Raw genomic sequence first — 14,520 nt, forward strand, 5'->3', positions numbered from 1 at the left:
TTGGATGAGATGCTATGGGTAGAAGCAAGGAACGAAAGAGAATAAAAAAGATAGTAGCCACTTTTTTGAAACATGGATTTAATGATCCGGCAGAAGTGAGGGGGGCGCTGGAAGAACTTGGTCCTACGTTTGTTAAGATAGGGCAAATTCTATCGACGCGCCCTGATATCATTCCTGAATCATATATTTTGGAGTTTCAAAAGCTTCAGGATGATGTAAAGCCGGAACCTTTCGATGCTATAAAAGGCATTATAGAGCATGAATTAAACGGGTCTATAGATGAATTGTTTTTGGAATTTGATGATAAACCTATGGCCAGTGCTTCTATTGCACAGGTACATACTGCCATGCTCAAAGGCGGGAGTCATGTAGTGGTAAAAGTACAAAGACCTTTTGTTAAACAAACTATGATGGAAGATCTTGTACTACTTAAAAAGGCCAGCCGTATACTAAAATTTAGATCCCAGATGTCTGTAATAGATCCAGTTCAGGTAGTGGAAGAACTTGAATATACATTTAAAGAAGAGATGGATTTTTTAAATGAAGCTAATAATATAAAAGAATTCTACGAAAACAACAAGGATATAAAATATATAACATGTCCCCAAGTTTTTGATCAATATACCACATCCAATCTACTAGTTATGGAATATATAGATGGTATAAAGATAGATAGGGTAGATGAACTTGTAGATGAAGGTTATGATATAGATGATATAGCTACAAAGCTTACCCAAAATTATTTAAAACAGATTTTTGAAGATGGCTTTTTTCACGGGGATCCCCATCCAGGAAATATACTCATAAGTGATAAAAAAATTGCCTATATAGATTTTGGCATGATGGGGGAGTTAAGTAGGACAAATCGGGATAAATTCAATGAGTTTTTATATGGTGTAGCTACAAGAAATATGAATCTTATAACGCAATCAGTTCTAAAGATTGGCATAAAGAAAGGCAGGGTAGATACTAGAAAATTTTATTCGGATATAGAGCAGATATACAACAACTATATAGATATGTCTTTGTATAGTATAAATATACCTGAAATGCTTGATGAAGTGATGAAGGCATGCAGAAATAATAATATAGCTCTTCCGCGGGATATAACCATGATGGTAAAGGGAATATTGACCATCGAAGGTGTCATTTCAAAACTGTCACCAGATACGGACGTAATGAGTATTATAGCTCCATATATAAAGACTCAAATGTCAAAGGATAAGGATTACAGACAGGAAATATTAGATTATTTTGAAGCACTTTATAATTTCAATAAAAGTGGTCTTAAGATGCCTAAAAAGCTTTTGGAACTCATAAATGGCATCTTGGCAGGAAAATTAAAGATTCAGATGGAACATGTAAATTTAGAGAAAAATATAAATGATCTTAATAAGATGGCCAATAGGGTGGTGTTTGGCATGATCGTTTCTTCCCTTGTGATAGGTTCATCTATTGTTATAAATGCCAATGCCGGGCCTAAAATATATGGCATGCCTGCTATTGGACTTATAGGATATCTAGGTGCTGCTGTAATGGGCATATGGCTGCTTATATCCATCATTCGATCGGGAAGAATGTAAAAAAAGGATCCAACATTGTTGGGAGGGTACGGGCAAAATGAAGTCATTTACTACTAAAAAATTGATATTAACAGGTATCCTAGCAGGATTGGTCTTTGCCATTACTAGTTTTACTAGGATACCTTCACCCTTCGTAAAAGGAGGGTATTATCATGGTGGGGATGGAATAATTTATTTATCAGCATTTTTACTAGGACCTGGTGTAGGAGCCCTTGTATCGGGAATAGGCTCATTTTTAGCGGATTTATATTTAGGTGCTCCCGCCTATATGTTTGCTACTTTTATAATCAAAGGCATAATGGGATACATAGCCGGTAAGTTTCTGTATAAAAAAGATGGGGAACCATCTAAGGGAAGAAAGGTATTGGGCCTAATTATTGCAGGCTTGTGGATGGTACTTGGATATTACATATATGAGATTACTTTTTTACAAATAGAGTGGCGTACCGGTCTTATAGATGCAGCTGCCAACATAGGTCAGGCAGTGGTAGGGGCTGTTATTTTTATACCCCTTTCATATTCGGTGGCTAGGATAAAGAAAATGTAAGTAAAAATGGACTATAGGCAAATGCTTATGGTCCATTTTTACTCAGTTATTGTTCATTCTCCTTTATAAGGATCAACATGTACCATGCAATGTTTTATGTCTTTTATTTCCATTTCTATATTATCATGTACTCTTTGTGCTATATCATGTCCTTTTTTTACCGATAGATCTCCATCTACCGATATCTCTATATCAACATAGAGTTTATTCCCAAATATTCGGGTTTTTAGATCATTTATCTCATGTACTCCATTAATGGAGAGGGTTATTTCACGTATTTTATCTATTACTTCATCATCAGCAGAATAATCAACTAGTTCTTTGCTTGATTTTAGCCAAAAATCAATGCCTACTTTTATTATAAATATGCTGACTACTATCCCGGCTATTGGATCTAATGCCTTTATGCCCATTCGGGCACCTAATATACCTGCAAAGGTGCCAATTGATGAAAATGCATCTGATCTATGATGCCAGGCATCAGCTTCCATAGATATGCTTTTTAATTTTTTTGCTATTTTGATGGTATACCAATACATGCCCTCCTTTATTATTATTGAAACAAATGCAGCTATAAGGGCTATTTGTCCTGGAGTATGCATATCTTTTTTTATTAAAGCTTTTGCACCCTCATAACCAATAAAAAATCCAGTTAAGATAAGTATCACGCTTATTATTTTTGCGAATATAGGTTCATATTTTTCATGGCCATAAGGATGGTCGTGATCAGCATCTTTAGAAGATACTTTGAGTCCTATTATTACTATAACAGTAGCTAGTACATCTGATAGGGTATGAACTCCATCGGCTAACATGGCGCTACTTTTCCCTATTATACCTGCTAGTATTTTAAAAATGCATAAGAGTACATTAACTATTATGGTGTTACGTGCTGTAAAAACCCCCAGATTGTTATTATCCATCTCATATTACCTCCAAAATAAATTCGGTGTTTATAGCCATTATATGTGTATAACAGGTATTAGGTTATATATAATATTAACAATGGCAATATCATTTTCATATACTATATAGTGATAAAAAAATGTAGTATATGAGGTGAAAGAGATGGATAATAATACATGCGGTGTGCGCATTGGCATGCAGGCACCAGATTTTCAAGCAATTACTACCTTTGGACCACTAAAATTATCCAATTGGAAGGGCAGCTGGATAGTGTTCTTTTCACATCCTGGAGATTTTACACCGGTTTGTACTACTGAATTTATTGAGTTTGCAAAGGCATATCCTGCTTTTGTAAAACGAAATACAAAGCTATTAGGGCTTAGTATAGACAGTAACCCTTCCCATTTGGCATGGGTGCATAATATATATATGAACACCGGTATTGCCATACCGTTTCCAATAGTAGCAGATAGGGATATGAGCATTGCGAAAAAATATGGCATGATATCGCCTGAAGCAAGTTCTACTGAAACGGTAAGAAGTGTATTCATAATAGATGACAGGCAGATTATAAGGGCTATTCTGTCTTATCCCCTTACAAATGGCAGATGTATACCGGAGATAATAAGGCTATTGGATGCCCTTCAGACATCTGATAGAGAAAAAGTAGTAACTCCCGCCAATTGGTGTCCAGGGCAACCGGTAATGGTACCACCCCCTAAGACATATGAAGAGCTGTTGGAGCGAGAAGGAGATCCTGAGGGACTAAGGTGTATAGACTGGTATTGGTGCTATAGAGATAAGGTATGAAGAACCATACAACAGTATGGTTCTTCATATCTTATCAAAATGCTTCTCCCTATATTCCAACGGGGTCATACCAATATTTTTTTTGAATACTCTGAAGAAATATTGTGGATCGTTATATCCTATGCTTTTTGAAATATCTGTTACCCTAGCTTTAGTTTTTGACAATAGCATACATGCATTTTTCATGCGTGTAGCAGTTATATAATCTATCACAGTTTTGCCTGTTTCCTCCTTAAAAATTGTAGATAGATAATTTGGATTTATGGCAAAGGAATAGGCTATGTCATTTACGCTCAAATCGTCTTGAAAGTGATTTTCAATATATTCTTGGATAAGTATTATTCGATCTTTACAGTTTGTATCTAATGGTTTTTGTATATCCATTATATCTGCTATAGTTGTATATAAATAGCTTATGATTTCGTCTATATTATCAAATTTATCCAGTATTTCTCTGCTCATGAGTGAAATATCGATGTTTTTATTAATGGTATTTATGGAATCAGGGAATACTTTTATAATCATATTAATAATTTCCACCCATAAAAAATATATAAACTCTGCACTTTTCCCTTGTATATTTTCTTTGGAAAAAATTTGTTTTAATAATGGCAAGGTGTTGTCTATATCAAAATTTCCTATGCAGTTTTTCAGGAGATTTAATTGGTTATAAGGTAGGGAAATGTTTTCCATTGTCGGTATACTGCCATATTGATATATCTTATCATTTCCGTATATTATTCTCATATCCAATGCTTGCTTTGCTTGAGTGTATAGATTATTAGATACAGACTCAGAAGGTTGGCTAATTCCGATAGTAATACTTATCTCGAGATAACATTTCAAAACATGATGAATTTTTGATAATAGATTATTTATTTCAGCATTTGATACATCTTTTGCAGGGTATATTATTAGCATAAATAGTTGGTTTTTATTTTTGTTATTATTTGCTATTATCTTTTTATACTGATCCATATATTCATCTAATATATTAATTATAGCAAATTTCATAAGTTCAGTATCCCGTTCATTGAACAGAGATGTTGTATAGCTTGCATGGTCAATATGGATAATGGAGAGAAAACAGTCAAATCCTTTAGGGATAGCTATTATCTTTTCATCAGGTATACTGCTTTTTGTTACTTTTATTTGATGAAAGATCTGATTGAGTTTTTGTTCATATTCTATAGTTTGACAGTATTTTTTAAGTTTACTGTTTCGGCTACTTATCTCCAATAGATTATTTTCTTTATCCAGCTGGTATATGGCTTTGTTTAACATGTCTACCAGTTCATTATCTCCTATGGGTTTCAAAATATATCCTATAGCCCCCATGTTTATAGCCTGTTTAGCATATTCAAACTCTGCATACCCACTTATAATAATAAATTTGATTTCAGGTTTTATCGTTTTAGCTAGTTTAATCATCTCGAGTCCATTTAATCCAGGCATTCTTATATCTGCTATAATTATATCTATATGGTTATTTTTGATTTTTCCCACTGCATCTATCCCATCATGGGATTGTAATATTTCATCAAATGAGAATTTATGATATTTTATTTTAGATATAATGCCATTTCTTATAAGTTTTTCATCATCTACTACCAGTATTTTATACATAGGTATTGGCCTCCTTGATCCTTTGCGCAGGCAATGTTATAGTTACCTGGGTACCCATATCTATCTGACTTTTTATGGTAAGCCCATACTCTTTTCCGAATGCCAGCTTTATGCGCATATTGACATTACGTATGCCTATACTCTTTTCATATCCTTTGAGAATATTACTATCCTTGTTTATATATTTAACCAGTTGTTCTAACTGATTCCTATCCATGCCTTTCCCATCATCTTTTATTGTTATAATTAGATTTTCCTCTTTTAAATTAGCCGATAGTTCAATACATCCTGGTAGATTGCTATCTTCAAACCCATGGATTACAGAATTTTCTATTATAGGCTGAAGCATAAATTTTAGTACTTTGTAATTAAAAATATCATCGTTAATACTGTGGAAAACTTCAAATCTGCCGCCAAATCGTACATTCTGTATATACATATAGTTTTCTATATGATCTATCTCATTTTTTAAAGTGGTAAATTCATGATAATTTTCATCTATACTATACCTAAACATTTTTCCTAATCTATCAGTTATCTCACATATATCGTGGCAGTTATTTATGGCTGCTATGGAATTTATGGATTCCAATGTATTGTATAAAAAGTGGGGATTGATTTGTAGCTGCAGTGCGTTTAGCTCTGCATCTCTTTTTTCAAGCTGTTGAACATAATTCGTATTTATAAGCTGATTGAGTTTATCAACCATTTTATTAAAGTAACTATCTAGTATGCCTATTTCATCATTTCCTTCTATGGTGGAGGTTATTTTCATGTCCCCCATCTCGATTTTTTTCATTTTATCTATTAGAACACCTATTCTTTTTGAAAAGGCCTTGGAAAATAAAGCAGATACAAGGCAAAGTGTCAAAGTTGCCACTAGGGTAAAATACAGTATCATTTTTCTTATTGCCTTCACTTTTCTGTCTATGTCTCCATAATTAAATACAAAAAGCGCCTTCCAATTGTAATTATTTATATCCTTATATATAAGAGCGGCTTTTTCTCCATCTATTTCTACATGCGTTGTTCCATAGGGTTGTTCTAAAATTGTTTTCATATTTGAACTTGTAATATTGGGAAGTGACATGTTGTCTATATTAAATAACATATTTCCATTAGAATCCAGTATATACATGTAGGCATTGGGGTTGTTACTAAGATTACGTTTAAAGGAAAAAAATGCAGCGGCATCTATATCAAATTTGACTATTCCTAACCTTTCGCCATATTTTTCCACCGTTGTATCGATTATAGGTTTTACAAATGAAAGCTTTATTGTGTTTTGAGTTTTGTTTTCAAAGAAGTATCCTTTTTTGAAAGTGTCAGTATCTAGCAATTGAAACCATGATTCCATCTGTGCCTGTTTTATATTGCTTATCTTAAATCCATATATAGGGTTATTAGGGTTATATGAATAGATCATCATATTTTTAAGCTCGCTTATATTTTGTGCGCCTAATAATTGATTTATATCCTTTGATATTTTTCTTGTCATATCATATCCTCTGTCAGGATCTGTACATTCCTGGTTTACCAAAAGGTCATGTATATTATTATTTGAACAAATATTTTGCATGAGAGTACTATATACGTCTATTTTATAGTTTATACTAGCTACATATTGATTTACTGTTTGTTCATATGACGCAGCTAATTCATCCTTTATAATATTTCCCATATTATGATTAAGCACTATTCCCACAAGCAAAAGAGGAATTGTACTTATAAATATTATAAAAAATGTAAGCTTAAAAAATATTCTAGAATTAAGTATCATAAATTTTATTTTTGAGAAAAGTTTTTTAAGCATATTGATACACAAAGTGCTCCTTTTATAGACAAATTATTTACATTGATATTATAACATAGCTTAAATATATATATCAATGTCTTAAATTTATCTACTAATATTCAAAGTTTAATCCATTGATAAAATCGGATCAAAAAAATATAATCGTAAACAAGACAATGCTGTAAGTATCATGATATTGGCTATTTATGTATTTTTAAGGAGGTTTTATATATGAAGCTGACAGTTTTGGGCGGGGGTGGAGTAAGATCCCCAGTTGCTGGCAAAATCCATATTGAACAGGGCTAAAAGGTTAAGTATAGATAATGTAGTGTTTATGGACAATGATGCAGAAAAGCTTAGAATATACGGGGGATTAGCGCAGGAAATTGCCCATTTAATTGATAATGGTGTAAATTTTGAACTGACTACAGATGCTGTTTATGCATTAAAGGATGCAGACTTTATAATTACAACCCTTAGGGTAGGTGAGGATAGGGGAAGAACTCTTGATGAAGTAATAGCATTGAATCATGGAGTATTGGGGCAGGAAACAACTGGTGCAGGTAGTTTTGACATGGCTATGAGATCTATTGAAGTCCCCAAAAAATTATGCCAATAATAAATATAGCCAAAGAGTATGGATATACCTTATCAGTGGATACTGCATGGGATGAAAGTATAAAATTAGATGCTATAAAAAAATATAATGGAAAATTGCGATATATTTATGAGCAATGAATTGGAATCCTGCAGTATAACGGGCGTGAGTACTCCAGAGCAGGCACTGGGCATTATAAGCCAATACACAGATACTGCGGTAGTTAAGCTTGGTGGAAACGGCAGTATAGCAAAAAGAGACAATAATATTGTCAAGGTTGGGGTGCCTAAAGGAGTAAATGTACTTGATACTACTGGGGCGAGAGATCTTTATGGTGCTGGGTTTATATACGGATATTTAAAAGGATGGAGCATGGAGAAAACATTAAAGTTCGCCAGTGCCTCCGGTAGTCTGGCAGTTACTTTTTATGGTGGTATGGACGAAAGCTATAGCTTAGACAAGGTGATGGAATATTACCGCATGTATGACAGCACAAATACCTTTTGTGATAAAAGTCCACTGATGAAATGAGAATAGTCTATTGTTTGAATAAAATATAAGACCTATAATTTAAGTGTAAAATATAAAAACGGAAGGTTTAATGATATGAGTAATAAAATAAAACAACAAAATCCTACTTTAAAAAATATTAAAAAGAATTGGCAACTTTATACGATGCTTTTGCCATGTATTGCGTTTTTTATAATATTCTCGTATATTCCTATGGGCGGTCTGATGCTGGCTTTCAAGGAATATAAATTTAATAAGGGTATTTTAGGCAGTCCATGGGTAGGGTTTCAATATTTTAAAACGTTTTTTTCTAACTATCAAGCGCCTCAGTTGATACGGAATACATTGATTATTGGTTTTTTAAAAACCATGGTAGAATTTCCGTTTCCTATTATTTTAGCATTACTTTTAAATGAAATACAGAATGAAAAGTTCAAAAAGACAGTACAAACCATTTCCTATCTTCCATATTTTTTATCATGGGTAATAGTGATAACTATGATGCAAAGAATTTTTGCACCTCAAACAGGGCTTGTAAATGAGGTTAAAGCCATGTTAGGAAAAGATCCTAGTACATATTATATGATGGAAGAGAAGAGTTTTTATCCAATGGTGTTTTTCAGTGATTTATGGAAGAATATTGGATGGAATTCTATTATTTATTTAGCAGCAATAACAGGTGTAGACCCACAGCTATACGAGGCGGCAAGAATAGATGGCTCAAATAAGTGGCAGGAAATATGGCATGTAACATTACCTTGTATAAGAACTACCATAGGCATCCTCTTTATAATGGGTGTGGGAAGTATATTTTCATCAGGTTTTGACCAAATATATCTTTTGAGGACACCGGGAAATATGAGCTTGGCAGATACGCTTGATGTATATGTGGTGAGAATGGGTCTGGTGGGAGGACAATATGGATATGCTACTGCTGTAGGGTTGATCCAAAGTATAGTAGGCTTGGTTATGGTGTTAATATCTAATAAGCTATCTGACTATTATACAGAAGTAGCCATATGGTAACGTCGAATCCCTTAGATTTGCTAGTTAATATATGGTCATTTATATCATGGTATAAATGACCATATTTCAGAACTAGGTATATAAAATATATAAAAAGGAAATTGGAGGTAAGGTTTTATGAAAAAACGTTTATCAAATGTTTTAGCCGTTTTACTTATTGTTGCCTTGATGTTTAGCATAGTAGCGTGCGGGGATAAAAAAGACGATGCTAGAAATAATGAAAACAATGAGAAAGTTGCCAGTAGTGACAATAAAGATAAACCGGATACATGGATTGCTGATCGTCATATAGTAGGCAGAGCATTTATTGACGATTTAGGTGTATCATTACCAGAAGATCAACTTAATAATGAAGTTGCAAAGGAGTTAAAGAAACGCACAGGTATTTCTCTTGAGTGGCAATATACTTCTGGGACCAGTGATCTTGAGGTGATGACTACTGCACTGGCAGCTGGAGATTTACCAGATATTATTTGTTACTATTTAAACGATTCTTCACGTCCAGAGTTTCCTGTTTTATTAAAGGCCGCTAGGGAAGAGATGTTTACCGACTTAGCACCTATTATGAAAGACACGAAAGTATAAAAAAATATTTTGAAGATGGTTTCTTGCCTAATGATAGTAAGAATAATATAATGTTCAGACCAGAATTTGATGGGGCTTGTTACTTTGTTCATATGAATATACCAAGAAGTGAAGGGTCTAATGATTACCCATATAGGGGTGGTATGTATATTCAAAAGGCTATTGCCGATCAGATCGGGATCGACCCTAAGACCGTTGAAACACAGGATGATTTTTATGAGATGCTAAAAAAAATAAAGGAAGGCGGTTTTAAAGATATAAATGGGAATCCTGTTTATCCATTAGGACCACGGTATTGGGGTGGTAGTCTTGCTTCTACTGATCAATATGTAGTAGCAAATTATAAATTTGGTCTTAGTGCCGATTTTAATGTGGATGAAAATGGTAAAGTAAAACATGAAGCGGAGACGGATTATATATTCAAACAAATTGATTTCTTTAAGAAACTATTAGCAGAGGATCTCATTCATCCAGAGTATTTTACTATTGATTCAACTAGGGCCGAAGAACTTAGCCGTAATAATTCATCGGCTGTAATCGCAGATATACACAACTACATTGATCTGTTTAAAACGAATGAATATCTACCTGTTGGCCCATTAAAGAACTATAAAGGTGAAGTAGTTAATTTGAAAAAATCAAAAGCGGGTTATGCTGGATGGGCTATTCCAAGTACCACTAAGAATCCTGAAGAGGTAGTTAAATTTTGTGATTATCTTGCTACTGAAGAAGGCAAACTGTTATGGATGTATGGTATAGAAGGTAAGCACTATAAGATGGTAGATGGTAAACCTATAGTAGAACAGTCAATGCTAGATCTCATGGAAGAGGATCATAAGGCTGCGGTAGATACGGGTATATTTATGGATGGTGCAGGTTCATATTGGCTTACATTTATAGGTTCTACCGATGTAGATAATGTAGAAGACTTTGGTGAGATGTCCTATGGTGAAAATACTGATCCACATCAATATGATTTTGCTAAAAAATTATATGAGTATAAAGATATACCGATAAAATATATTGATGGATTTGGAGCATTTGCATATTTGCAGGATAATCCTGAATTAGAGCCGCAACTTAAGCCCTTGCTAGAGCAACAAAATTATGATGACATTCGAGTAAAGGCGATATTTGCAAAATCTGATGAGGAAAGTAGAAAGATTATTGAAAATTATAGGGAACAATTAAAAAAAGCTGATATAGAGAAATTTGAAGAATTCTTAGAAAAAAAATATAAGGAAGATCCAGAGAGTATAAATTTCTATTAATACTAAAATATTAGCATTGTCAGGTGGGTAGTTATCTACCCACCATGACCAATAGAATAAGGTGGTAAGCATGAAAAAAGGTGTAACTAATAATAAAATACAACAGAGAACGCCCTTGGAAAAGTTTTTCCATGTTTTGAATGTCATAATATTACTAGGCATATCACTTACTATAATACTTCCATTTTTAAACATAATAGCTCTTTCATTTAATGGTGGGCGTGATGCTGCTTCAGGTGGAGTATATTTTTGGCCTAGGGCATTTACTTGGAACAATTATAAAGAGGTATTTACCGACAATAGGATATTAAATGGTTACAAGATAACCATATCCAGAACCATAATAGGGGTTATACTAGGAGTTTTATGCAATTCAATGGCAGCCTTTGCTTTGAAGAAAAAGGATTTGCCGGGTAGGACTGCTTTTACATTTATAATATTTTTTACTATGTTATTTGGTGGTGGTGTAGTACCTTATTATATGCTTCTTAAAGCCTTGAATCTAAGAAATTCATATTGGGTATATATAATTCCAAACCTCTATAGTGCCTGGAATATCATAATGATACGTACATTCTTTGAATCTATAAGTATAAGCTTAGAAGAATCGGCCAAGCTTGACGGCTGCAGTGATTTTAGGGTATTCTTTCAAATAATAATGCCACTTAGTAAACCCGTTATTGCAGTAATTGCACTATTTACTGGTGTGGCTCATTGGAATGATTGGTTTACTGGTGCTTTTTATGTGAACAACAAAGATCTTTATCCTGTGCAGACTATATTGCAAGAGATGCTTACAAATCAGCAAAAGCTTAAAAATATAATTAGTAACTCCCACTACTCTGCTAATTTGGCAAAGAACCTAGTTACGGGAGATTCTCTCAAAATGGCTACTGTTATGGTGTCGACGGTACCCATAATGTGTGTATATCCTTTTATCCAAAAATATTTTACTAAGGGTGTAATGATAGGTGCCGTAAAGGGTTAATTTATGCTACTATGGAATAGGTATATATATTGTGAGAAAGGGGATATTGCTATGGAGGATAAATTAAAGTGTAGGCCAGATGGAAGTTTTAATATATTACAGTTTACAGATATACATTTTGTAGATGGTATAAGTAAGGAAGATATAAAGACCTGCAATGTTATAAAAAATGTAATGCAAAATGAAGATCCAGATCTTATTGTATTGACTGGCGATACAGTATATGGTGAAAAAAACAAGGAAATGCTTGAAAAAGTAATTAGACTTATGGACTCTTTTGATATTCCATGGACATTTGTATTTGGAAATCATGATACTGAATGGGGCAGTTCAAAGGGTGAATTATTTGAAGCAGTTCAGAAAAGTAAAAATTGCCTATTCCAAAAAGGTGAACCCGATATATGGGGTATGGGAAATTATTATCTAAATGTACATGGGTCAAATGGCGATAAACCTGTATGGAATCTTTTCTTTTTTGATTCGGGATGTTTAAATGCTGATAATAATGTAGAAGGATATGACTTTATAAAGAGGGATCAGATCAATTGGTATATAAAAGAATCTGAAGATATTAAATCTCATTATGGTATTTTACCTGCGCTGGCATTTTTCCACATACCTTTACAGGAGTATCTATATGTATGGTACAAAGGTGATTGTTATGGGGAGAAAAACGAAGAGGTATGCTGTGCAAATCAGAATTCTGGACTTTTTTCAGCCATGCTAGAGATGGAAAATGTAAAGGGTGTATTTGTAGGACATGACCACATAAATGACTATTATGGCGATATGTTTGGGATAAAGCTTTGCTATGGAAGGGCCACAGGCTACAATACCTATGGAGATGAGAACTTTAAAAAAGGTGCACGGATGATAAGATTAGTGCAAAATAAGGATTCATTTGATACATGGATAAGGTTAGAAGATGGACAGAAGATTATACAGAATAAGAAAACTAACAGTCATAATTTAGAAATTATATAAGGCGTATGCTTTTGTGAATAGAGGAATATGACTATGGACAAGAGACAAAAAAAGATTTTTATGTTGTGCTGGTGTGCGTATGCCAGCGCATATTTATGCAGGACTAATTTATCTATTGCAATGCCTAAGATGATTAGTGATTTTGGATGGGATAAGACAAGCGGCGGTCTTGTAGGCAGCGTGTTTTTTTGGGCCTATGCAATAGGCCAACTTATAAATGGATATATAGGTGACAAGGTAAAGAGTCGTCCATTTATATTTATAGCCTTGGCTGCTGCTTCTATAATAAATATAATGGTAGGTTTTTTATCTAGTAAGGCACTTCTTATAACGCTATGGGGTATAAACGGATTCTTGTTATCTATGTTATGGGGGCCTATAGTAAAAATCCTGTCCCGCTGGTTTCCACCAGAGAAGAATAATGATGTAGCGGTAGGCATATCTACTTCTATGATTGGTGGATATCTCATATCATGGGGACTTGTAGGACAGATAATGAATCTTACTACCTGGCAATGGGCATTTTGGATACCGGGTATTATAGTGCTCATATTTTCATTTGTATGGCTGATCGGGATGTCAGATGATACAGAAAAAGCACAGTTATCTGTTTTGAGTAAAGATGATTATAAAAGTAATCCAATGAATACACAAGAGAATGTACAATTTAGCGAGACTATGTCTTTAAAAGACATAATATTTGGATCTAAGTTATGGCTTATAGCCCTTGCCTGTATTGCCCAAGGGGTTATAAAGGATGGCATAACCCTATGGGGACCTACTTTTTTGGGAGAGATAAAGACCTTAAATCCTCAGATGGTGGCTGCTTTTTCTTTATTTATACCTATTATGAGCCTATTTGGTATATTCTTTGCAGGATGGCTAAATAAAAAAATGCAGTTTCAAGAAAAAAAGGCCATAATATTGCTACTTGCAGGGACGGCTATAAGCTGTTTTGCTCTTTATTTTTCTTTAAAAATGAACATATATATATCTACGTTATTTTTAAGCATAGCGTCGGCTCTGGCATATGGGGCGAACACACTTCTTTTGACAATAATACCACTCAATTTTGCAAAATATAATAAGGCTTCAGCTGTGGCAGGTTTTTTGGATTTTTGTTCTTATATGGGGGCTGCCTTGGCGGGGGTGCTTACAGGTTATATAGCTGACAATCTTGGATGGGGTATGGTTGTAGTTATGTGGGTGATACTAGCGCTAGTTGGTGCTGTTGGTTTATTCATAACAGGGTCTAGAAACAATGCTGAGAAACATCAGAAAGTGGTATAAA

Annotated in this window: 14 protein-coding genes; 11 read left to right on the forward strand and 3 right to left on the reverse strand. The window is 33.9% G+C overall.

Features of this window, described 5'->3' with window-relative positions; genetic code table 11:
- The first annotated feature begins 14 nt into the window (after window positions 1–14).
- A complete protein-coding gene (locus EJN67_RS04085; RefSeq protein ID WP_129722802.1) occupies window positions 15–1,583 on the forward strand; it encodes an ABC1 kinase family protein in 1,569 nt (522 codons plus the stop codon).
- 37 nt (window positions 1,584–1,620) lie between these two features.
- Window positions 1,621–2,130 carry an ECF transporter S component gene (locus tag EJN67_RS04090; protein ID WP_129722805.1) on the forward strand — a complete coding sequence of 170 codons (510 nt, stop codon included), beginning with the start codon at window positions 1,621–1,623 and terminating at the stop codon, window positions 2,128–2,130.
- Window positions 2,131–2,183: 53 nt separating this feature from the next.
- Here the strand turns inward: EJN67_RS04090 and EJN67_RS04095 are convergent, their stop codons facing one another.
- The gene (locus EJN67_RS04095) at window positions 2,184–3,053 is read right to left on the reverse strand and encodes a cation diffusion facilitator family transporter (RefSeq protein WP_129722808.1); all 870 of its coding nucleotides are present in this window, start codon (window positions 3,051–3,053) and stop codon (window positions 2,184–2,186) included.
- 145 nt (window positions 3,054–3,198) lie between these two features.
- On the opposite strand from EJN67_RS04095, the gene EJN67_RS04100 reads away from it, so the two are divergent.
- Window positions 3,199–3,846 carry a peroxiredoxin gene (locus EJN67_RS04100; RefSeq protein WP_129722811.1) on the forward strand — a complete coding sequence of 216 codons (648 nt, stop codon included), beginning with the start codon at window positions 3,199–3,201 and terminating at the stop codon, window positions 3,844–3,846.
- 24 nt (window positions 3,847–3,870) lie between these two features.
- On the opposite strand, the gene EJN67_RS04105 is transcribed toward EJN67_RS04100, so the two are convergent.
- The gene (locus EJN67_RS04105; protein ID WP_129722814.1) at window positions 3,871–5,472 is read right to left on the reverse strand and encodes a response regulator transcription factor; all 1,602 of its coding nucleotides are present in this window, start codon (window positions 5,470–5,472) and stop codon (window positions 3,871–3,873) included.
- Window positions 5,465–7,168 carry a sensor histidine kinase gene (locus EJN67_RS04110; RefSeq protein WP_165000719.1) on the reverse strand — a complete coding sequence of 568 codons (1,704 nt, stop codon included), beginning with the start codon at window positions 7,166–7,168 and terminating at the stop codon, window positions 5,465–5,467. The genes EJN67_RS04105 and EJN67_RS04110 overlap by 8 nt, the downstream gene beginning before the upstream one ends.
- 373 nt (window positions 7,169–7,541) lie before the next feature.
- Here EJN67_RS04110 and EJN67_RS04115 point away from each other — a divergent pair, with 373 nt between their 5' ends.
- The 8 genes from EJN67_RS04115 (at window position 7,542) to EJN67_RS04150 (ending at window position 14,519) form a co-directional block, all read left to right on the forward strand.
- The gene (locus tag EJN67_RS04115) at window positions 7,542–7,886 is read left to right on the forward strand and encodes a family 4 glycosyl hydrolase (protein ID WP_165000720.1); all 345 of its coding nucleotides are present in this window, start codon (window positions 7,542–7,544) and stop codon (window positions 7,884–7,886) included.
- Window positions 7,887–7,973: 87 nt separating this feature from the next.
- Window positions 7,974–8,396 carry a carbohydrate kinase family protein gene (locus EJN67_RS04120; RefSeq protein ID WP_129722819.1) on the forward strand — a complete coding sequence of 141 codons (423 nt, stop codon included), beginning with the start codon at window positions 7,974–7,976 and terminating at the stop codon, window positions 8,394–8,396.
- Between the two features lie 75 nt (window positions 8,397–8,471).
- Window positions 8,472–9,401, forward strand: coding sequence for an ABC transporter permease (locus EJN67_RS04125; RefSeq protein WP_129722822.1), 930 nt, complete (start codon window positions 8,472–8,474; stop codon window positions 9,399–9,401).
- Window positions 9,402–9,518: 117 nt separating this feature from the next.
- The gene (locus EJN67_RS04130; RefSeq protein ID WP_129722825.1) at window positions 9,519–9,986 is read left to right on the forward strand and encodes a type 2 periplasmic-binding domain-containing protein; all 468 of its coding nucleotides are present in this window, start codon (window positions 9,519–9,521) and stop codon (window positions 9,984–9,986) included.
- Between the two features lie 23 nt (window positions 9,987–10,009).
- Window positions 10,010–11,257: an extracellular solute-binding protein gene (locus EJN67_RS04135; protein ID WP_129722828.1), complete on the forward strand. Its 1,248-nt coding sequence runs from the start codon at window positions 10,010–10,012 to the stop codon at window positions 11,255–11,257.
- A gap of 70 nt (window positions 11,258–11,327) precedes the next feature.
- A complete protein-coding gene (locus EJN67_RS04140; protein WP_129722832.1) occupies window positions 11,328–12,245 on the forward strand; it encodes a carbohydrate ABC transporter permease in 918 nt (305 codons plus the stop codon).
- Window positions 12,246–12,296: 51 nt separating this feature from the next.
- A complete protein-coding gene (locus EJN67_RS04145; RefSeq protein WP_165000722.1) occupies window positions 12,297–13,229 on the forward strand; it encodes a metallophosphoesterase family protein in 933 nt (310 codons plus the stop codon).
- A gap of 33 nt (window positions 13,230–13,262) precedes the next feature.
- Window positions 13,263–14,519, forward strand: a complete 1,257-nt coding sequence (locus tag EJN67_RS04150; RefSeq protein WP_165000723.1) for an MFS transporter — start codon at window positions 13,263–13,265, stop codon at window positions 14,517–14,519.
- The last annotated feature ends 1 nt before the right edge of the window (window position 14,520 follow it).

Origin of the sequence: Xylanivirga thermophila (assembly GCF_004138105.1) — a bacterium.
Classification (GTDB): domain Bacteria; phylum Bacillota; class Clostridia; order Caldicoprobacterales; family Xylanivirgaceae; genus Xylanivirga; species Xylanivirga thermophila.

Excerpts from the sequence above, each read along its gene's own strand:
- EJN67_RS04095 (WP_129722808.1), bottom strand. The coding sequence starts at position 3,053 with ATGGATAATAACAATCTGGGGGTTTTTACAGCACGTAACACCATAATA.
- EJN67_RS04150 (WP_165000723.1), top strand. The coding sequence starts at position 13,263 with ATGGACAAGAGACAAAAAAAGATTTTTATGTTGTGCTGGTGTGCGTAT.
- EJN67_RS04100 (WP_129722811.1), top strand. The coding sequence starts at position 3,199 with ATGGATAATAATACATGCGGTGTGCGCATTGGCATGCAGGCACCAGAT.
- EJN67_RS04090 (WP_129722805.1), top strand. The coding sequence starts at position 1,621 with ATGAAGTCATTTACTACTAAAAAATTGATATTAACAGGTATCCTAGCA.
- EJN67_RS04125 (WP_129722822.1), top strand. The coding sequence starts at position 8,472 with ATGAGTAATAAAATAAAACAACAAAATCCTACTTTAAAAAATATTAAA.
- EJN67_RS04105 (WP_129722814.1), bottom strand. The coding sequence starts at position 5,472 with ATGTATAAAATACTGGTAGTAGATGATGAAAAACTTATAAGAAATGGC.
- EJN67_RS04130 (WP_129722825.1), top strand. The coding sequence starts at position 9,519 with ATGAAAAAACGTTTATCAAATGTTTTAGCCGTTTTACTTATTGTTGCC.
- EJN67_RS04120 (WP_129722819.1), top strand. The coding sequence starts at position 7,974 with ATGGAAAATTGCGATATATTTATGAGCAATGAATTGGAATCCTGCAGT.
- EJN67_RS04085 (WP_129722802.1), top strand. The coding sequence starts at position 15 with ATGGGTAGAAGCAAGGAACGAAAGAGAATAAAAAAGATAGTAGCCACT.
- EJN67_RS04145 (WP_165000722.1), top strand. The coding sequence starts at position 12,297 with ATGGAGGATAAATTAAAGTGTAGGCCAGATGGAAGTTTTAATATATTA.
- EJN67_RS04140 (WP_129722832.1), top strand. The coding sequence starts at position 11,328 with ATGAAAAAAGGTGTAACTAATAATAAAATACAACAGAGAACGCCCTTG.